This is a genomic window from Arenimonas daejeonensis, from assembly GCF_007993735.1.
In the GTDB taxonomy this organism is placed as follows: Bacteria; Pseudomonadota; Gammaproteobacteria; order Xanthomonadales; family Xanthomonadaceae; genus Arenimonas; species Arenimonas daejeonensis.
This window is the reverse complement of the sequence record NZ_CP042453.1, coordinates 833,627-850,299: the sequence shown is the minus strand read 5'-3', so window position 1 is coordinate 850,299 and position 16,673 is coordinate 833,627. Positions and strand designations below refer to the sequence as shown.

Annotated in this window: 16 protein-coding genes and 4 pseudogenes; 11 read left to right on the top strand and 9 right to left on the bottom strand. The window is 69.4% G+C overall.

Annotation, left to right across the window (positions count from 1 at the left end):
• Nucleotides 1-99: 99 nt before the first annotated feature.
• On the bottom strand, nucleotides 100-306 hold the full coding sequence (locus tag FRZ33_RS04085) for a YdcH family protein (RefSeq protein ID WP_146907831.1): 207 nt from the start codon (nucleotides 304-306) through the stop codon (nucleotides 100-102).
• Between the two features lie 88 nt (nucleotides 307-394).
• On the opposite strand from FRZ33_RS04085, the gene ttcA reads away from it, so the two are divergent.
• From ttcA to FRZ33_RS04065, 4 genes and pseudogenes are all read left to right on the top strand, one after another.
• The gene (gene ttcA / locus FRZ33_RS04080) at nucleotides 395-1,264 is read left to right on the top strand and encodes a tRNA 2-thiocytidine(32) synthetase TtcA (RefSeq protein ID WP_146907829.1); all 870 of its coding nucleotides are present in this window, start codon (nucleotides 395-397) and stop codon (nucleotides 1,262-1,264) included.
• Nucleotides 1,265-1,368: 104 nt separating this feature from the next.
• A pseudogene (locus tag FRZ33_RS04075) lies at nucleotides 1,369-2,264 on the top strand (recombination-associated protein RdgC).
• Nucleotides 2,265-2,392: 128 nt separating this feature from the next.
• Nucleotides 2,393-3,156: pseudogene (locus tag FRZ33_RS04070) on the top strand (M48 family metallopeptidase).
• Between the two features lie 209 nt (nucleotides 3,157-3,365).
• Nucleotides 3,366-3,710 (top strand): hypothetical protein, encoded by a 345-nt coding sequence (locus FRZ33_RS04065; protein WP_146907827.1) that lies wholly within the window; start codon nucleotides 3,366-3,368, stop codon nucleotides 3,708-3,710.
• Here FRZ33_RS04065 and FRZ33_RS04060 read toward each other — a convergent pair.
• Entirely contained in the window at nucleotides 3,707-4,570 is an 864-nt protein-coding gene (locus FRZ33_RS04060; protein WP_146907825.1) for an alpha/beta fold hydrolase, read from the bottom strand. The genes FRZ33_RS04065 and FRZ33_RS04060 overlap by 4 nt on opposite strands.
• Nucleotides 4,570-5,579, bottom strand: a pseudogene (gene hemH / locus FRZ33_RS04055) (ferrochelatase). The gene FRZ33_RS04060 and the pseudogene hemH overlap by 1 nt, the downstream one beginning before the upstream one ends.
• A gap of 116 nt (nucleotides 5,580-5,695) precedes the next feature.
• Here hemH and FRZ33_RS04050 point away from each other — a divergent pair.
• The 5 genes and pseudogenes from FRZ33_RS04050 (at nucleotide 5,696) to FRZ33_RS04030 (ending at nucleotide 8,594) form a co-directional block, all read left to right on the top strand.
• On the top strand, nucleotides 5,696-6,385 hold the full coding sequence (locus FRZ33_RS04050) for a lipid-binding SYLF domain-containing protein (RefSeq protein ID WP_158637079.1): 690 nt from the start codon (nucleotides 5,696-5,698) through the stop codon (nucleotides 6,383-6,385).
• A gap of 67 nt (nucleotides 6,386-6,452) precedes the next feature.
• Nucleotides 6,453-6,680: a Sec-independent protein translocase subunit TatA gene (gene tatA, locus FRZ33_RS04045; RefSeq protein WP_146907821.1), complete on the top strand. Its 228-nt coding sequence runs from the start codon at nucleotides 6,453-6,455 to the stop codon at nucleotides 6,678-6,680.
• 29 nt (nucleotides 6,681-6,709) lie between these two features.
• Nucleotides 6,710-6,899, top strand: a pseudogene (gene tatB, locus FRZ33_RS04040) (Sec-independent protein translocase protein TatB); the annotation flags it as partial.
• 113 nt (nucleotides 6,900-7,012) lie between these two features.
• On the top strand, nucleotides 7,013-7,894 hold the full coding sequence (gene tatC / locus FRZ33_RS04035; protein ID WP_322619031.1) for a twin-arginine translocase subunit TatC: 882 nt from the start codon (nucleotides 7,013-7,015) through the stop codon (nucleotides 7,892-7,894).
• A 4-nt stretch (nucleotides 7,895-7,898) separates the two neighbouring features.
• Nucleotides 7,899-8,594, top strand: a complete 696-nt coding sequence (locus FRZ33_RS04030; protein ID WP_146907819.1) for an RDD family protein — start codon at nucleotides 7,899-7,901, stop codon at nucleotides 8,592-8,594.
• A gap of 4 nt (nucleotides 8,595-8,598) precedes the next feature.
• Here the strand turns inward: FRZ33_RS04030 and FRZ33_RS04025 are convergent, their stop codons facing one another.
• On the bottom strand, nucleotides 8,599-9,486 hold the full coding sequence (locus tag FRZ33_RS04025; RefSeq protein ID WP_146907817.1) for a hypothetical protein: 888 nt from the start codon (nucleotides 9,484-9,486) through the stop codon (nucleotides 8,599-8,601).
• A gap of 17 nt (nucleotides 9,487-9,503) precedes the next feature.
• Nucleotides 9,504-10,238, bottom strand: a complete 735-nt coding sequence (locus FRZ33_RS04020) for a glutamine amidotransferase (protein ID WP_146907815.1) — start codon at nucleotides 10,236-10,238, stop codon at nucleotides 9,504-9,506.
• Between the two features lie 68 nt (nucleotides 10,239-10,306).
• On the opposite strand from FRZ33_RS04020, the gene glyQ reads away from it, so the two are divergent.
• The gene (glyQ, locus tag FRZ33_RS04015; RefSeq protein ID WP_146907813.1) at nucleotides 10,307-11,221 is read left to right on the top strand and encodes a glycine--tRNA ligase subunit alpha; all 915 of its coding nucleotides are present in this window, start codon (nucleotides 10,307-10,309) and stop codon (nucleotides 11,219-11,221) included.
• Nucleotides 11,214-13,301 carry a glycine--tRNA ligase subunit beta gene (glyS, locus tag FRZ33_RS04010; protein ID WP_146907811.1) on the top strand — a complete coding sequence of 696 codons (2,088 nt, stop codon included), beginning with the start codon at nucleotides 11,214-11,216 and terminating at the stop codon, nucleotides 13,299-13,301. The genes glyQ and glyS overlap by 8 nt, the downstream gene beginning before the upstream one ends.
• A 58-nt stretch (nucleotides 13,302-13,359) precedes the next feature.
• Here glyS and FRZ33_RS15920 read toward each other — a convergent pair whose 3' ends face one another.
• From FRZ33_RS15920 to FRZ33_RS03990, 4 genes are all read right to left on the bottom strand, one after another.
• Nucleotides 13,360-14,970 (bottom strand): sulfite reductase subunit alpha, encoded by a 1,611-nt coding sequence (locus FRZ33_RS15920; protein ID WP_265468713.1) that lies wholly within the window; start codon nucleotides 14,968-14,970, stop codon nucleotides 13,360-13,362.
• A 261-nt stretch (nucleotides 14,971-15,231) separates the two neighbouring features.
• Nucleotides 15,232-15,576, bottom strand: a complete 345-nt coding sequence (locus FRZ33_RS17930) for a PepSY domain-containing protein (protein ID WP_146907807.1) — start codon at nucleotides 15,574-15,576, stop codon at nucleotides 15,232-15,234.
• Nucleotides 15,577-15,578: 2 nt separating this feature from the next.
• The gene (locus FRZ33_RS17925; RefSeq protein WP_146907805.1) at nucleotides 15,579-15,968 is read right to left on the bottom strand and encodes a PepSY-associated TM helix domain-containing protein; all 390 of its coding nucleotides are present in this window, start codon (nucleotides 15,966-15,968) and stop codon (nucleotides 15,579-15,581) included.
• Between the two features lie 10 nt (nucleotides 15,969-15,978).
• Entirely contained in the window at nucleotides 15,979-16,668 is a 690-nt protein-coding gene (locus FRZ33_RS03990) for a Fe2+-dependent dioxygenase (RefSeq protein WP_146907803.1), read from the bottom strand.
• Between the last annotated feature and the right edge of the window lie 5 nt (nucleotides 16,669-16,673).

Below are 16,673 nucleotides of genomic sequence, written 5' to 3'. Positions count from 1 at the left end.
CCCAGCAAGGGATGTGAACGCCGGATTCCCGCACATTTCACATTCCAGCCGCACCCGACAGTCCAGGTGAGCGGGTCAACCTGAACGGACTGCATGCACTCATGCGTCCAGGTCTGGGATCAGGCGGCTTTCCAGCGTCGAGATCATGTCCTTGATCTTGAGCTTGCGCTTCTTCAGGCGCTTGATCGCCAGCTCGTCCGATTCGATGGTGGCGGCGAGGCGGGCGATGGCCTCGTCCAGGTCGCGGTGTTCGACCTTGAGCTCGACCAGCTGGGCGGCGATCTTGGCGGGATCTTCCTCGGCCATGCGTCCTCTCCGTGCCATTCGAGCTTAAACCTCCGGCCGGACCGGCGACAGGGGTAAAATGCCCGGCCGACCCCTCCACCGCACCGTCATGACCCTGCTGCTGCAAGACCCCGTCCCGCGCAAACAGGCGCACGAACGCCACAAGCTGGCCAAGCGGCTGCGCCGCCAGGTCGGGCAGGCGATCGCCGACTACGGGATGATCGAGGACGGCGACAAGGTGATGGTCTGCCTGTCCGGCGGCAAGGACAGCTACACGATGCTCGACCTCCTGCTGCAGCTGCAGAAGAAGGCGCCGGTGCGCTTCGAGCTGGTGGCGGTGAACCTGGACCAGAAGCAGCCGGGGTTTCCGGAGCACGTGCTGCCGGATTACCTCGCGTCGCTCGGCGTGGCGTATACGATCATCGAGCAGGACACCTATTCGGTGGTCAAGCGCGTGGTGCCCGAGGGCAAGACCATGTGCTCGCTGTGTTCGCGCCTGCGCCGAGGCGCGCTGTACCAGCATGCCAAGGACCACGGCTTCACCAAGATCGCGCTCGGCCACCACCGCGACGACCTGGTGGCGACCTTCTTCATGAACCTGTTCTTCCACGCCAAACTGGCCACCATGCCGCCGAAGCTGCGCAGCGACGACGGCGAACACCTTATGATCCGGCCGCTGGCCACCGTGCGCGAGGCGGACATCGCCGAGTACGCCGAGTGGAAGCGTTTTCCGATCATCCCCTGCACGCTCTGCGGCTCGCAGGAGAACCTGCTGCGCAAACAGGTCGGGAAAATGATGGCGCAGTGGGAAAAGGACCACCCGGGCCGCATCGACACCATCGCCAGGTCACTGGCCGATGTGCGACCCTCGCAGCTCGCCGATCCGTCGCTGTTCGACTTCGCCGCCCTCGGCCGCCAAACGGACTCCCCGCTACCCGACGCCCACGCCTGGCTATCCAGCGACCCCGAACAACAATAAAAAGGGGTCAGACAATATTAACGTTTCAAACGCCGGCTTCAATTGTAAATATTGTCTGACCCCTTTTTGTTTTCTTTGAATGGAAGTTTGATGTTTTTCGCAACCTGACGTTTTTCCGCTTTCCTGCTTCCCTCGCCAAATCCTTCGATGAACTCGACGCCCGCCTGGAGGAGTGCAAGCTCAAGCCGGTCGGTCCGTCCGAGCTGATGTCGCGTGGTTTCATCTCGCCCTTCGGCCGCGATGACGCCACCATGAGCCACCGCGTCGGCGACGCCATCTGGATCACCCTCGGCGGCGAAGACCGCCTGCTGCCCGGCGCCGTCATCAACGACGAGCTCGGCAAGCGCATCGCCGCACTCGAGGAAAAGGAAGGCCGCAAGCTCGGCGGCCGCGCCCGCAAGCGCCTCAAGGAAGACCTGGTGATGGAGCTGCTGCCGCGCGCCTTCGTGCGCCCGACGCGCACCGGCGCCACGCTCGACCTGCAGCACGGTTTCATCGCGGTGGACGCCAGCTCGCGCAAGACCGCCGAAAACGTCGTCTCCGAACTGCGGCACGCCCCTGCAGTTTCCCGGCGCTGCCGCTGAACGCCGAAACCTCGGCGCGCGCCGTGCTCACCGGCTGGATCGCCGGCGAACCGCTGCCGGCCGGCCTGGTGCTGGGCGATGAGTGCGAGCTCAAGGACCCGATCGATGGCGGCGCGGTGGTGAAGTGCCAGCGCCAGGAACTGCTGTGCGACGAGATCAGGAAACATCTCGAGTCCGGCAAGCAGGTCAGCAAGCTGGCGCTCATCCTCGACGACCACGTCAGCTTCGTGCTGGGCGAGGACCTGGTGGTGCGCAAGCTCAAGTTCCTCGACGGCGCCGTCGACCAGCTCGAGAACACCGAGAACGAAGGCCTGCGCGCCGAACTCGACGCCCGTTATGCGCTGATGGCCGGCGAACTCAAGCGGCTGTTCGCGGTGCTTGAGCCGGCCTTGAAGTTCAGCGCTGCCGAGGCCTGATTCCACGCTCCGAAGTTCCACCCCTCCCCGGCCCTCCCCTGCAAGCAGGGAGGGGGACAGGCAGTTGCTCCTCCCCCTGCTTGCAGGGGGAGGCTGGGAGGGGTGTGCACTCGCGCTAGAGTCACCCCATGTTCCTGCGCCTGATCCGCCCCGCTCCACCCGCGACCGAAATCCGGCCGCTGGCCCTGGCCGACGGCACCGAAGTGCCGGTGCGCTGGGTGCGCGACCCGCGCGCCCGCCGCCTGCGCCTGATCGTCTCCGACAAGGGCGCACGGCTGACCCTGCCGCGCGCCGCCTCGCAGAAGCTCGCCCTCGCCTTCCTGCACGAACACCGCGACTGGCTGGCCGAACAGCTTGCGCGCCAGCCCGCGCCCGCTGCCGCAGCGTTCACCCGCGGCAGCACCGAAACCCTGCCCCTGCGCGGCCACGAACTGCCGATCGAATGGCGCGACGGCCGCTACGCCCGCGCCGAACTTGGCGGACACGGTGTCGTGCTGCAACTGCCCGAACGCGCCGGCGACACCCAGGCCCGCGCCGCCCTGCGCGACTTCTACCTCGGCCAGGCGCGCCACGATCTGGGCCGCTGGATGCCGAAATACCTGCCCGGCCTGCCGCGGCCACCGAGCAGCTTCAAGCTGCGGCCGCTGTCCTCGCTCTGGGGTCACTGAGCCCGGGCGACGCCCTGTCCCTGGACCTGTCCCTGGTGCTGGGCCGCCCCGGCGCCTTCGAATACGTGCTGGTGCACGAGCTCTGCCACTTGATCCACGCCAACCACTCGCGTGGCTTCTGGCGCGAGGTCGAGGCCCGCTGGCCTGAATGGCGCGACGAACGGGATTATCTGCGCGGCGAAGGGCTGGCCTTGAAGGCCCGGCTCTCCCGTTTGATTGGCTGAAAGGGCCCGCGAACCGGGCCCTGCCCGCCTCCGGAGCCCGCCATGTTTCCCACCCGCCCCCTGCTGGCCGCCACCGTCCTGGCCACCCTGCTGGCCGCTTGCGGACAGGCCCATAATCGGCCACCGAAACCCTGACCGAACAGGCTCTGGAAGCGCAGACCGGCGCCCAGGTCGACTTCGAGAGCGAAGACGGCCAGAACACCCTGACCATGGAAACCGATGAGGGCCAGCTGCAGCACACCACCGGCGAAAACGTGCCGCTGCCGCCCGACTTCCCCAGGGACGTGGTGCTGCCGGACGACTACACCGTGGTGTCGGTGATGAAACTGGGCCCGGCGCAGTCGGTCGTGCTGCGCAGCCCCGAAGCGATGTCCGCGCTGTACGAGCACTACAAGTCCGGCCAGGCCGACCAGGGCTGGAAGGAAACCCTGTCCATGCAGGGCGCCGAAGGTTCCGCGCTGGGCTTCGAGAAGGACAAGCGCGGCATGCTGGTGAACCTGCGCCCGGACATGGAAGGCCAGACCGTGGTTTCGCTGAGCCTGCAGGCGCCCTAACCCCGCGCGACATCCTCCAGCAGGAATTCCCGCAGCGGCGCCGCCACCCGCGCCGCCTGTTCCATGTGCAGGTGGTGCCCGCCCTCGATCACCTCGACCCGGCCCCGTGCCAGGCAGGCCAGCCGCGCCGCCCGCACTTCGGGCGTGAAATACGGCGGCGACGGCGAGGCCGCGACCACCAGCACCGGTGCCTCGATCGCCCGCAGCAGCGACTGCACCGTGTCCTCGGTCAACCGCAGGTGCGAGGGCAGGGTCAGGCGCGGGTCGCTGCGCCAGGCGTAACCGCCTTCGACCTGCCGCAGATTGCGTTCGACGATCAGGCGTGCGGCTTCCGGCGTCATGCGGCTGGCGGCAAGTCGCGCGGCCACGGCAGTGTCCAGGTCCGGGATCACGCGCGGCGCCTTGGCGGCCAGTGTGCGCCGGGCCGTGGCCGCATCGCGCAGGCGTTTGCCGGCGCCGGTGGCGTCGCCGGTCACCGGCCCCAATGCTTCGATCAAGGCCAGTCGCCGCACCCGTGCCGGCGCCGCGGCGGCGACCGCGCTGGCGATGGCGCCGCCCATGGAATGGCCGAGCCAGTCGGCGGAGTCCCAGCCCAGCGCGTCCAGCGCATCCAGCGCGTCGTGGATCCAGTCCACGAAGGCGTAGTCGTAACCCGGCGCGCGGTGTTCCGAAGCGCCGTGCCCCGGCAGGTCCAGCGCCACCAGGTCGAATTCGCGCAGGTGCGGCGCCAGCGGCAGGAAGCTGGCGGCATTGTCCAGCCAGCCGTGCAGGCACAGCAGCTTCGGGCCGCCGGGCGTGCCGCCGCGCAGCGCCGCCAGCTCGCCGCGGGCGCTGCCCAGCCGGATCTCGCGCAGTGGCATCAGTGCGGCCAACCTTGAAGATGCCGGCGCGACAGCGCGGCCAATGCGGCGACATGGCCGGGTTCGTTGTTCAGGGCGCTGATGTAGCGCAGTTCGCCGCCGCCGGCGTGCCGGAAGGTTTCCGCGTTCTGCACGGCGATTTCCTCCAGTGTCTCCAGGCAGTCCACCGCGAAACCCGGGCAGACGACGTCAACGGTTTTCATGCCGTCGCGCGCCAGCTGTTCCAGCGTTTTGTCGGTGGCGGGTTCGAGCCATTTTTCGCGGCCGAATCGCGACTGGTAGGTGAGCCGCCAGTCGCCGTCGGCCAGCCCCAGGCGGGCGGCCAGCGCGCGTGCGCCGGCTTCGCACTGGCGCGGATAAGGATCACCGGCGGTTTCGAAACGCTGCGGCAGGCCATGGAAGGAGAACAGCAGGCGTTCGGCGCGGCCATGCAGGTCCCAGTGCGCGCGGATGCGCGACTCCATCGCGTCCAGCCAGCCGCCGTCGTCGTGGTAGTCGGCGATGAAACGCAGTTCGGGTACGCGCCGCCAGCCCGCGATTTCCTTCGCCACCGCGTCCAGCACCGAAGCGCTGGTGCTGGCCGAATACTGCGGATACAGCGGCAGCACCAGCAGCCGGGTCATGCCCCGGCCTCGAGCGCGCGCAGGGTGTCGGCGATCGACGGCCCGCCGTAACGCATGGCCAGCCGCACCGCCACATCGGGCAGCGCATGCTGCAGCGCCTGCGCCAGCCGCGACGAATGCACCAGCAGCGGCGACCCTTCCGGCATCCAGACCGACGCGTAATTTCGCGCCACCTTGCCCGCGCGCAGCGGCAGGATCACCAAATGCAGCAGCGGGCACCAGAGCCAGCGCGTCAGCTCGACCACGCGGTGGTCGTGCAGGAACTCGGCCAGGTAACGGCGCACGGCCGAGGGCGTGGCCGCATCGGGCGTGCCCAGGTTGACCAGCAGCAGGGCGGTGCGGCCGGGACCGGCATTGGCCGGGGCGTCGCGGAAAGTCGGGCTCATGCGGAACTGTCCATGTGTGCTGCGCTCAAACTATCATCGCCCGGATGAAGGTGCGGCTCACGCCCGGTTCATTGCCGCCGACCATACTCGACCCGTCGCGCCACCCGGAGACCCCCATGAATCGACTGCTGGCCCCGTTCGCCGCCCTCGTCCTGCTGATCGTCCTGTCCCCGTCCGCGCTGGCCGGCCAGAAGGAAGACACCAAGGCCGCCGACGCCGCCCGGGTGCTGGGCGAGATCATGCGCATCCCGGAGACGTCGGTGCCCGAGAAGATGTTCACCGACGCCCACGCCATCGCCGTGATCCCGGACGTGGTCAAGGCCGGCCTGTTCCTCGGCGGCCGTGGCGGCACCGGCCTGATCTCGGTGCGCAGCCCGGACGGCACCTGGTCCAACCCCAGCTTCATCAAGCTCGGCGGCGGCAGCATCGGCTTCCAGGCCGGCGTGCAGTCTTCCGACGTGATCCTTGGTGTTCCGCAGCCCGCGCGGCGTGGACAACATCGTCAACGGCAAGTTCACCCAGGTGCCGACGCCAGCGTGGCCGCCGGTCCGGTCGGCCGCAGTGCCCAGGCCAGCACCGACGAGCAGTTCAAGGCCGAGATCTACAGCTATTCGCGCGCCCGCGGCCTGTTCGCCGGCGTGGCCCTGGACGGCACCGTGCTGCGCATCAACCACAAGGCCAACGAGGCGGTCTATGGCCGCAACACCACGCCCCGGCAGATCTTCGAGGGCCGGGTGGACGCGCCGTCCAGCCCGGTGGTCGATTTCCGCGACCGGCTCGAGGAAAACACCGTGCCCCAGGACTGATGGCCGGCGCGGCCGGGGTCCGGCTGCGCTATCCTTCGCCCATCGAAACCAAGCGGGAATCACGCACATGGGCAGCTTCAGCATCTGGCACTGGATCATCGTCCTCGTGGTCGTCGTGCTGATCTTCGGCACCAAGAAGCTCAAGGGCGTGGGCAAGGACCTGGGCGAAGGCATCCAGGGCTTCAAGGAAGGCCTGAAGGGCAAGGACGAGCCGCCGTCGCAGATCGGCAGCGAGCGCCGTGACGACACCGGCGCCGGCGAGAAGAGCCAGGACAGCCAGCGCAAGGATTCCTGAGTCCGGCCCCGGCCGGGCGCGGCAGCCCCATGTTCGACATCGGATTCAGCGAACTGCTGGTGATCGCGGTGGTCGCCCTGCTGGTGCTCGGTCCCGAGCGCCTGCCCAAGGCGGCCCGCTTCACCGGGCTGTGGGTGCGCAAGGCGCGCGCGCAGTGGTATTCGGTGAAGTCCGAATTCGAACGCGAAATGGCCGCCGACGAACTCAAGCGCAGCGTCGGCAACCCGGCCCAGGACCTGCGGCGCGAGGTCGAAAGTGTCGGCAAGGACGTCGGCGACACGCTGCGCGAGGTCGAAACCGAAGCCCGCGCCGACGCCGATGCCGCCACCGCCGTGCAGGACATCCCGCCCGCACCGACTGAAGCCGAAGCCGGGCCCGAGCCCGAGCCCAGGATCGAACCCGAACCTTTCGAGCTCAAGCCCGACGACACCGGGCCGTCGATCAGCTTCCCGGCCCGCCGCGACCCCCGCGCCATGAACGGACGCGCCGGCCAGCCCGAAGAATCCCTGATGGGCCACCTGCTGGAGCTGCGCGCGCGCCTGCTCAAGGCGGTGGTGGCGGTGCTGGTGGTGTTCGTGGCCCTGCTGCCGTTCGCCAACCGCCTGTACGGCCAGTTCGCGGCGCCGCTGCTGTCGAAACTGCCGGCGGGCGGCCAGCTGGTGGCCATCGACGTCGCCTCTCCGTTTTTCACGCCGGTGAAGCTGGCCTTCTTCGCGGCGGTGATGCTGACCATGCCGGTGCTGCTGTACCAGGCCTGGGCCTTCGTGGCGCCGGGCCTGTACCAGCACGAAAAACGCCTGGCCAAGCCACTGCTGGCGGCCGCGGTGGTGCTGTTCTACACCGGCTGCGCCTTCGCCTGGTTCCTTATTGCTGCCGACGGTGTTCGGCTTCCTGACGGCGGTGACGCCCGAGGGCGTGGCGATGATGACCGACATCACCAAGTACCTGGACTTCGTGCTGGTGATCTTCCTGGCCTTCGGCCTGAGTTTCAACTGCCGGTGGCGGTGGTCGTGCTGGTACTGCTGGGCGTGGTGACGCCGGCGCAGCTGCGCGAGGCGCGTGGTTACGTGGTGGTCGGCGTGTTCGTCCTGGCCGCGATCATCACGCCGCCGGACGTGGTGTCGCAGCTGCTGCTGGCGATCCCGATGTGCCTGCTCTACGAGCTGGGCATCATCGCCGGCGCCCTGCTGCGGCGCCGGACCGCCGACGCCTGAGGCGATGAATCCCCCGGCCGGCTTCTGGCGCCGCTACGCCGCCTACAGCCTGGACGCGGCGCTGGTCGGCCTGCTGGCCCTGCCGCTGTGCTGGAGCCGCTACCTGGTGCATCGGTCCGGACTGCTGGACGGCCTGGCATCGCTGCAGCGCAGGCTCTGGGAGCTGCTGGACAGCGCACTGCTGCGCCCCGAGGCCACGCCGCTGACGTTGGCCAACGAATGGGCCGCCGATCCGGCCCTGCGCGCCGGCGTCACCACGCTGACCGGCACGCTGTGCGACCTGCTGCTGGAGGCCGGCCTGATCTACGTCGTGCTGGCGGCGGCGTGGTTCATCGCCAGCGAGGCGTCGCCCTGGCAGGCCAGCCCCGGTAAACGGATCTTCGGCCTGCGCGTGACCGACATGAGCGGCGCGCGCGCGGGACCGGGCCGCATCGCCGGGCGCTTCTTCGGCGCCGCGCCCTCGTGGCTGCTGCTCAACCTGGGCCATGCGATCGCGGCGTGGACGCCCGGCAAACGCGCCCTGCACGACTACCTCGCCGGCACCCGGGTCGAACTCGCGCCCAGCGCACCGGCGGCGATGCCGCGTGGCGCGCGCGCCTGGCTGTGGCTGCAGGCCGCGCTGTACTGCGGCCTGCTCGGCTTCATCGTGCTGCGTTACGTGCAGCTGCTGTGGGAAGTCGCCAGCGGCGGCCTGGCCTGAGCCTTCAGGCGACGATGGTCTCGTCCGCAAGCGGTACCGGTGCCACCGGTACGTCGTAGATCTCGCGCCAGGCGTGGTAGTAGAACGCGAACATCACCACGTAGATCACCAGCACCACGACCAGGTAGACCGGTATCGCGATGATCATGCCCAGTACCGGGCTGGCCATCGCCAGCAGGCCGACCACCAGGATCAGCACCAGCATCAGGATGAAGAGCAGCACGAAGCCGACGATGCCCAGCACGATCGCGAAACCGATCAGCGGCAGCAGGTTCTTCAGCGTGCCCATAAAACCGTCGGCGGTGGCACCGAGCGGGCCGCGGCCACCCAGCGACGCCTGCACGAAGGCCAGCATGTAGGCGTTGCCCACCACCAGCGCCGCGAACAGCGCCCCCAGCGTCCACAGCAGCAGGCCCGGCGGCGGCTCCAGGCCGGTCATGTCGGGCTGCTGGCCGGGCGGCGTGGTCATGGCCACCTGCATGATCTCGCCGAAGTAGGTGCCGCCGGGCATCAACACCAACGCCACGAACACCGCGACGTAGATCACCATCAGCAGCAGTGCCGTCAGGATCATCCGCACCGCGGCCGGCCGGTCGCGGAAGACCGCGAACACGTCGGTGGCGCGCGCCGGCTGGCCGGTTTCGCAGGCGTGGACCAGGCGGAAGCCACCGGCGGCCAGCGGCGGCATGATCACCAGGCCGGCCAGCATCACCAGTGCGTACACCGTCAGCATCACCGGCACCGGGGGCTGCAGCCCGTACTGCACCGCCATCTGGATGACGGACGGGATCAGGCCGATCACCAGCAGCAGCGCGAAACCGCCGAACAGCGCGCCCGGCTGGCGCCGGCCGATGTCCAGCGACTTCATCAGCCAACGGAACGGGGACGCCATGCCTACACTGCGAATGCTCATGCGGATCCTTGCTTGCGGGCGCGCTGGTGCGCCAGGTGGATGAAACGCCGCAGCACCCGCCGCGCCTGCGGCGCAGGCTTCACGGCATCGAGCAGACCGCGGTGGCAGGTGCCTTCTTTCGCCAGTGCATCGGAACGCGCCTGGATATAGCCCCGCATCATGCCGGTGCTGAATTCGGGATGGAACTGCACGCCCCAGACCGCGTCGCCCCAGCGGAAGGCGTGGCAGTCGTCGCGTTCGGAATCGGCCAACACCCGGGCCTGCGGCGGCGGCGCCAGCACGGTCTGCAGGTGGGTGGCCTGGGCGGCGATCTGCGTGGGCAGGCCGGAAAACAGCGGATCCTGGGCCGCCGGCTCGTGCAGGCGCACCGACACCGTGCCCATCTCGCGGCCACGCGGGTTGAAGTCCACCTTGCCACCCAGCGCATGCGCGATCAGCTGGTGGCCGTAGCAGATGCCGAACAGCGCCTGGTTGGCCTCGGCGGCGGCGCGCAGCCAGTCGGCGCAGCGTTCGCTCCAGTCCGCGCGTTCGGTGACCATGGCGCCGGAGCCGGTGACCAGCACGCCGGCGTAGTCGCGGGCCTCGGGCAGCGGTTCGCCATCCATCACCCGGACCTGGCGCACCTGGCGGCCGTGCAGGCCGGCGGCCACGCGGATCCAGTGGCCGAAACTGCCATGGCGACGAAGGCTGGGGATGGGGGTGCCGGTCTCGAGGATCAGGAAAGGCTTCATCAGGCGCAGAACAAGCAGTGGTGCGGGCCGCGGCTATACTAGCCCGCTTTGGACACGGCGAAACGGCGATGACCGCACCGACCTTCCAGGAGCTGATCCTGAGGCTCAACCAGTACTGGGCCGAACAGGGCTGCGTCCTGATCCAGCCGCTCGACCTCGAGGTCGGCGCCGGCACCTTCCACCCCGCCACCTTCCTGCGCGCGCTCGGGCCCGAGCCCTGGAGCGCCGCCTACGTGCAGCCCTGCCGCCGCCCCACCGACGGCCGCTACGGCGAGAACCCGAACCGGCTGCAGCGTTATTACCAGTACCAGGTGGTGCTCAAGCCCAATCCCGACAACATCCTCGAGCTCTACATCGGCTCGCTCAAGGCGCTGGGCATCGATCCGCTGGTGCACGACCTGCGCTTCGTCGAGGACAACTGGGAATCGCCGACGCTCGGCGCCTGGGGCCTGGGCTGGGAAGTCTGGCTCAACGGCATGGAAGTCACGCAGTTCACCTATTTCCAGCAGGCCGGCGGCCTGGAGTGCAAGCCGGTGACCGGCGAGATCACCTACGGTCTCGAGCGCCTGTGCATGTACCTGCAGAACGTGGACAACGTGTTCGACCTGGTCTGGACCCGCGGCCCGCACGGCACGGTGACCTACCGCGACGTTTACCACCAGAACGAAGTCGAGCAGAGCACCTACAATTTCGAACATGCCGACGTGGCGGAACTCTTCCACCGCTTCGACGCCTGCGAGAAGGAAGCGCTCAAGCTCGTCGAGCTCGGCCTGCCGCTGCCGGCCTACGAACAGGTCTGCAAGGCCTCGCACAGCTTCAACCTGCTCGATGCCCGCCGCGCGATCTCGGTGACCGAACGCCAGCGCTACATCCTGCGCGTGCGCACGCTGTCGCGCGCCTGCGCCGAGGCCTATTACGCCCAGCGCGAGAAGCTCGGTTTCCCGGGCCTGAAAACCACGGACACGGAGGCCGCGCATGGCTGATTTCCTGCCCCTGCTGATCGAACTGGGCACCGAGGAGCTGCCGCCCAAGGCCCTGCCCGAACTCGCGCAGGCCTTCCACGACGGCGTACTGAAGGCCCTGGCCGCGCGCCGCATCGAAGTCAAACCCGACGCCGGCGCGTTGCCCGCGCGTGCGCTGTACACGCCGCGCCGCCTGGCCAGCTACCTGCCGGCCGTGGCCGTGCAGCAGCCGGTGCAGCACAGCGAGGTGCACGGCCCGTACACCAACATCGGCCTGGACGCGTCCGGCAATCCGACGCCCGCCCTGCTCGGCTTCGCGCAGAAGAACGGCATGGACTGGCAGCAGCTCGACCGCGTCACCGACGCCAAGGGCATGCGCTTCGTCGCGCGCAGCTCGCGTCCCGGCGCCGCCACCCTCGACCTGCTGGGCGAGATCGTCAACGAAGCGGTCAAGGGCCTGCCGATTCCCAAGCCGATGCGCTGGGGCAGCCGCGATGTCGGCTTCGTGCGCCCGGCACACTGGCTGGTGATCCTGTTCGGCCGCGACGCCGCCAAGGCTGAAGTGCTGGGCCTGAAAGCCGACCGCATGAGCCGCGGCCACCGCTTCCACCACGCCAAGCCGGTGTGGCTGAACGAGGCCGACGAATACCTGGAGGCCCTGCGCGCGGCGCATGTGCTGGCCGACCCGAACGAACGCCGAGAACGCGTGCGCGCCGAGATCGCCGCCGCCGCCCGCGAGGCCGGCGGCAGCGCGCGCGTGCCGCCGGAGCTGCTGGAGGAAGTGAACTGCCTGGTCGAGTGGCCCAAGGCCATCCTGTGCAGCTTCGAGCCCGGTTTCCTGCGCGTGCCGCAGGAAGCGCTGATCTCGACCATGGAGAGCAACCAGAAGTTCTTCCCGGTGCTCGACAAGGTCGGCAAGCTCAGCGAGAAGTTCATCGGCATCGCCAACCTCGACAGCAAGGACCCGGCGCAGATCCGCCTGGGTTACGAGCGGGTCATCCGCCCGCGTTTCGCCGACGCGCAGTTCTTCTTCGACGAGGACCTGAAGCAGGGCCTGGCCTCGATGGCCGAGGGCCTGAAGTCGGTGACCTACCAGGCCAAGTTGGGCAGCGTGGCCGACAAGGCCGCGCGCGTGGCGCACCTGGCCGAGATCGTCGCGCTCAAGGCCGGCGGCAATGCCGACCACGCGCGGGTCGCCGCGCTGCTGGGCAAGGCCGACCTGCAGAGCCGCATGGTCAACGAGTTCCCGGAACTGCAGGGCATCGCCGGCCGGTATTACGCCACCGCGGCCAAGCAGCCGGCCGACATCGCCCACGCCATCGACGAGGCCTACCAGCCGCGGTTCGCCGGCGATGCGATCGCACCGTCGAAGCTGGGCCAGGTGCTGGCGATCGCCGAGCGCCTGGACACCCTGGCCGGCGGTTTCGCCGCAGGCCTCAAGCCCACCGGCAACAAGGACCCGTTCGCGCTGCGCCGCAATGCGCTGGGCCTGGCGCGCACCGTCATCGAAGCGCAGCTGGAGCTGGACCTGGTGGTGCTGCTGGATGCCGCCGCCCGCTCGCTGCCGGCCGGGCTGGTGCTGGACACGCAGGAACTGCAGGACTTCATCCTCGATCGTTTGCGTGGTTATTACGCCGACCAGGGCGTGCCGGGCGTGCAGTTCGACGCCGTGGCCGACGTGCGCCCGACCTCGCTGCTGGATTTCGACCGCCGACTGAAGGCGATCGCCGAGTTCGCCAGGATGCGCGAGTCGGCTTCGCTGTCGGCCGCGAACAAACGCATCCGCAACATCCTGCGCAAGGTGGAGACCCCGATTCCGGCCAGCGTCGACGCGTCGAAACTGGTCGAACCCGCCGAACAGTCCCTGCACGGTGCGCTGGCCACGGCCCTGGTGGACACCGGCCCGCTGCTGGCCCAGCGCGACTACATCGGCACGCTCAAGCGCCTGGCACAGCTGCAGGGCCCGGTGGACAACTTCTTCGAGCGCACGATGGTGATGGCCGGGGACGAGTCGCTGCGCGACAACCGCCTGGCGCTGCTCAAGCAGGTGGCGGACCGGTTCGCGGCTGTCGCGGCAGTGGAGCAGTTGTCGGCGAGCTGATCCCGCGGTGGCGGCGTGAAAGAAAAGGCCGGGTCATGCCCGGCCTTTTCCGTTTCCGTCAGTACACGTCGCGGCGATAGCGGCCGCTTTCGGCCATCCGTTCGACCGTCTCCGCGCCCAGCACCTCGGCCAGCACCGCTTCGACGCCCGGCGCCATGCCCTGCAGGCTGCCGCAGACGTAGATCGACGCGCCCAGGCCCACCCACTCGCGCAGGCGCGCCGACTGTTCGCGCAGGCGCTGCTGCACGTACACACGTTCCGGCTGGTCGCGCGAGAAGGCGAAGTCGGCGTGTGCCAGGAAACCACGCGCCTGGGCCGATGCGACCTCGTCGCCGAAGTAGGCGTCATGGGCCTGCGTGCGCTCGCCGAACAGCAGCCAGTTGCGGCCCTGCCCGGCGACGATGCGGGCGCGCAGCAGGGCGCGCAGCCCGGCGATGCCGGTGCCGTTGCCGATCAGGATCAGCGGCCGCGCGTCCTGCGGTGCGTGGAAGCCGGGGTTGGCCTGACCCGCGCCGCGATCGGCGCCCCCAGGCGCGTCGCGGGTCAGCCAGGCCGAACCCAGGCCCAGGCGGCCGTCAGGGCGGAACATGCGCCGCACCAGCAGTTCCAGCCGGCCGTCGGCGGGCAGCGAGGCGATCGAATATTCGCGGTGCGGCAGGGGTTCCAGCGTGTCGGCCAGGGCTTGTGCGTCCAGTCCGCGCGCCGCGTCGGCGTCGGGCAGGCGGGACGCCGCCAACGCGGCGCCCAAAGTGATGGCGTCGCCCTGCCACTGCACCGACGCCGATGCCAGGTGCCCGCTGGCCAGCAGCCACGCGGCGACCTCGGCCTCACCGTGGCGCGGACCGATCTCGACGATGTCACCGGCGGACCAGATCGCACCCGCCGGCGGCTGCAGCGCCAGGCGGTAGACCTCGCCACCGGGGCTGCCGGGGTTGAGGTGCTCGCGTGCCAGCAACGGCCAGGCCTGGTAACGCGGGACGCTCCAGTCCGGCAGCTCGGTCGCGCCCGCCAGCACCGACAGGTGGTGCTGCCAGTGCCGCAGTGCACCGGCATCGCCGCTGTCCACGGCCACGGTGTCGAACAGCGGCGTGGCGCCGTGCTGGCGCAGCCAGTGTTCCAAAGTCTGGCCGAAGCCGCAGTAGTGTTCGTAACTGCGGTCGCCCAGCGCCAGCAGGCCGTACTTCAGGCCCGCCAGGGAGGCCGGCGCACCGAGCACGCGGCGGGCGAAACCCCGCAGCGCATCCGGCGGATCGCCTTCGCCGAAGGTGCTGGCGACGATCAGCAGGCGAGGCGTTTTCGCCAGCGTCGCCACGTCCAGCGACGCCAGCGGAAGCACGCGCGCCGCCAGCCCGCCCGACTGCAGGCCGGCCGCGGTCTGCCAGGCCAGGCGTTCGGCGGTGCCGGTCTGGCTGGCGAACGCGACCAGCAGGTCGTCGCCCTTGCCCGACGCGGGCGCCAGTGCGGACCGGGCCGCACGCGTTTCGCGCTTCTTGCGCCGGCGGTCGAGGTAGAGCATCCAGCCGGTGACCGCGAACAGCGGCATCGCCAGGCTGGCGATCATGAAAAGGATCAGGCCCGGCAAGCCGAAGAACGCGCCGCTGTGCAGCGGGAAGATGCTGGCCATGATCTTCTGGCCCGCGGGCTTGTCGTCATAACGTTCGTGCGCCACGACCGCCCACGTGCCCGGATCGAATACAACGCGGTTGTTCGCGCGCGCTCGTGCGCGGGGTCCGGATCCTGATAAATGAATTCAACCGGCTGCCCCGGCCCGCCCGGGAAGCGCAGATTCACGCTGGAATAAGCCGGCACGGCCGTCTCGAACGCGGCGAAGGCCGCCGCGATGTCCAGCGACGCAGGCGCCTCGGCACGTTCGCGCGACGCCGCGTCGCCACGCGCACCCTCGCGAGCCGCCTCCGCGCGCTTCACCCCGTCACGCGGCGGCGTGGCGGCCGCCGGCCCACCCCTGCGCCGGTACCGGCGTGCCGGTGATCGTGTACAGCCCGCTGCGGTACCAGTCGTAGGACCAGAACAGCCCGGTCAAGGCCATCACCAGATACGCCACCAGCACCCACGTGCCGACGACCGAATGCAGGTGCCAGAGGAAACTGCGGCCCTTCTGCGCCCAGTCCAGCCGCAGCCAGGCGCGCCAGTCCAGCCATTTGCGCGGCCAGCGCAGGTAGAGGCCGGACAGGCAGAAGTAGATCAGCGCGATCGTGGACGCGCCGACGATCTGCTTGCCCACCGCGTCGGCGGCGAGCCAGCGGTGGATCTGCATCGTCAGCCGGAAAAACCTTCGCCCTTCGGCTGGCCGAGCAGTTGGCCGGTGTAGGGATCCACGTAGCGCGTCTCACCGCGCACGCGGCCGCCTGGTCCGGGCCGGGCGTCGGCCGCCGGCGCGAAGCCGACGCGCGCCGACTCTTCCGGGTCGCCCGGCAGACTCAGCGACTGCACGGTTTTCCCAGGTTCGGCGACGGCGATGCGCGCCAGCAGTTCGGCCGGCGACAGCGCGCGGGCCTGCGCCGGCACGGTCATCACGCCGGGGTTCATCGCCTTCAGCAGGTCGTGTTCGAACGACAGCATCGCGCCGGTGATGCCGACCACGGCCAGCACCAGGCCCGCGGTGATGCCGAGCAGCCAGTGCAGCTGGAAGATCAGGTTCTTGAACATGGGCTCCGGCTCAGGCGTCCGCCCAGCGGCGCAGCAGGTTGTGGTAAACGCCGGTCAGCTGCACCAGGGCGGGATTGCCCGGCGCGGCCACGGTCAGGCGCTGGATGGCGAGGTCGAGTTCGAACAGTTCGCGCCGCTGGCCGGCATCGCGCACCAGGCTCTGCAGCCAGAAGAACGAGGCCAGGCGTTCGCCGCGGGTCACCGGCGTCACCTTATGCAGGCTGGTGCCCGGGTACAGCACCAGGTCGCCGGCCGGCAGCTTCACCCGCTGCGTGCCGTAGGTGTCCTGGATCACCAATTCGCCGCCGTCGTAGTCCTCGGGCGCATTGAGGAACAGGGTGGCCGAAATGTCGGTGCGCACCGGCGCTTGCGCGCCGCCCGCACCCCGTTCGTAGCGGATGGCGTTGTCCACGTGGAAACCGAAGGACTGCCCGCCCGCGTAGCGGTTGAACAGCGGCGGGAAGATCCGCCTGGGCAACGCCGCGCTGAAGAACAGCGGGCTGCGGCCCAGCGCATCCAGCACCAGACCTCCGAGTTCGCGCGCCACCGGATCGGAATCCGGCAGCTGCGCGTTGTCCTTGGCCTGCGCCGACTGGTAGCCGGCGGTCAGCCTGCCGTCGGCCCAACCGGCGGTGGCCAGGCGCTGGCGGAAGTGCGCCACCTGTTCTGCATTCAAAACATTCGGTACGTGCAGCAGCATGGCGG

What these genes read in the sequence shown, in the direction of transcription:
- FRZ33_RS04060 (WP_146907825.1), bottom strand. Translation starts at nt 4,570, where the DNA reads ATGCCACTGCGCGAGATCCGGCTGGGCAGCGCCCGCGGCGAGCTGGCG.
- FRZ33_RS03990 (WP_146907803.1), bottom strand. Translation starts at nt 16,668, where the DNA reads ATGCTGCTGCACGTACCGAATGTTTTGAATGCAGAACAGGTGGCGCAC.
- FRZ33_RS17925 (WP_146907805.1), bottom strand. Translation starts at nt 15,968, where the DNA reads ATGTTCAAGAACCTGATCTTCCAGCTGCACTGGCTGCTCGGCATCACC.
- FRZ33_RS04085 (WP_146907831.1), bottom strand. Translation starts at nt 306, where the DNA reads ATGGCCGAGGAAGATCCCGCCAAGATCGCCGCCCAGCTGGTCGAGCTC.
- glyQ (WP_146907813.1), top strand. Translation starts at nt 10,307, where the DNA reads ATGACCGCACCGACCTTCCAGGAGCTGATCCTGAGGCTCAACCAGTAC.
- FRZ33_RS04050 (WP_158637079.1), top strand. Translation starts at nt 5,696, where the DNA reads ATGAATCGACTGCTGGCCCCGTTCGCCGCCCTCGTCCTGCTGATCGTC.
- FRZ33_RS04020 (WP_146907815.1), bottom strand. Translation starts at nt 10,238, where the DNA reads ATGAAGCCTTTCCTGATCCTCGAGACCGGCACCCCCATCCCCAGCCTT.
- ttcA (WP_146907829.1), top strand. Translation starts at nt 395, where the DNA reads ATGACCCTGCTGCTGCAAGACCCCGTCCCGCGCAAACAGGCGCACGAA.
- glyS (WP_146907811.1), top strand. Translation starts at nt 11,214, where the DNA reads ATGGCTGATTTCCTGCCCCTGCTGATCGAACTGGGCACCGAGGAGCTG.
- FRZ33_RS17930 (WP_146907807.1), bottom strand. Translation starts at nt 15,576, where the DNA reads ATGCAGATCCACCGCTGGCTCGCCGCCGACGCGGTGGGCAAGCAGATC.
- FRZ33_RS04065 (WP_146907827.1), top strand. Translation starts at nt 3,366, where the DNA reads ATGGAAACCGATGAGGGCCAGCTGCAGCACACCACCGGCGAAAACGTG.
- FRZ33_RS04025 (WP_146907817.1), bottom strand. Translation starts at nt 9,486, where the DNA reads ATGGCGTCCCCGTTCCGTTGGCTGATGAAGTCGCTGGACATCGGCCGG.
- FRZ33_RS04030 (WP_146907819.1), top strand. Translation starts at nt 7,899, where the DNA reads ATGAATCCCCCGGCCGGCTTCTGGCGCCGCTACGCCGCCTACAGCCTG.
- tatA (WP_146907821.1), top strand. Translation starts at nt 6,453, where the DNA reads ATGGGCAGCTTCAGCATCTGGCACTGGATCATCGTCCTCGTGGTCGTC.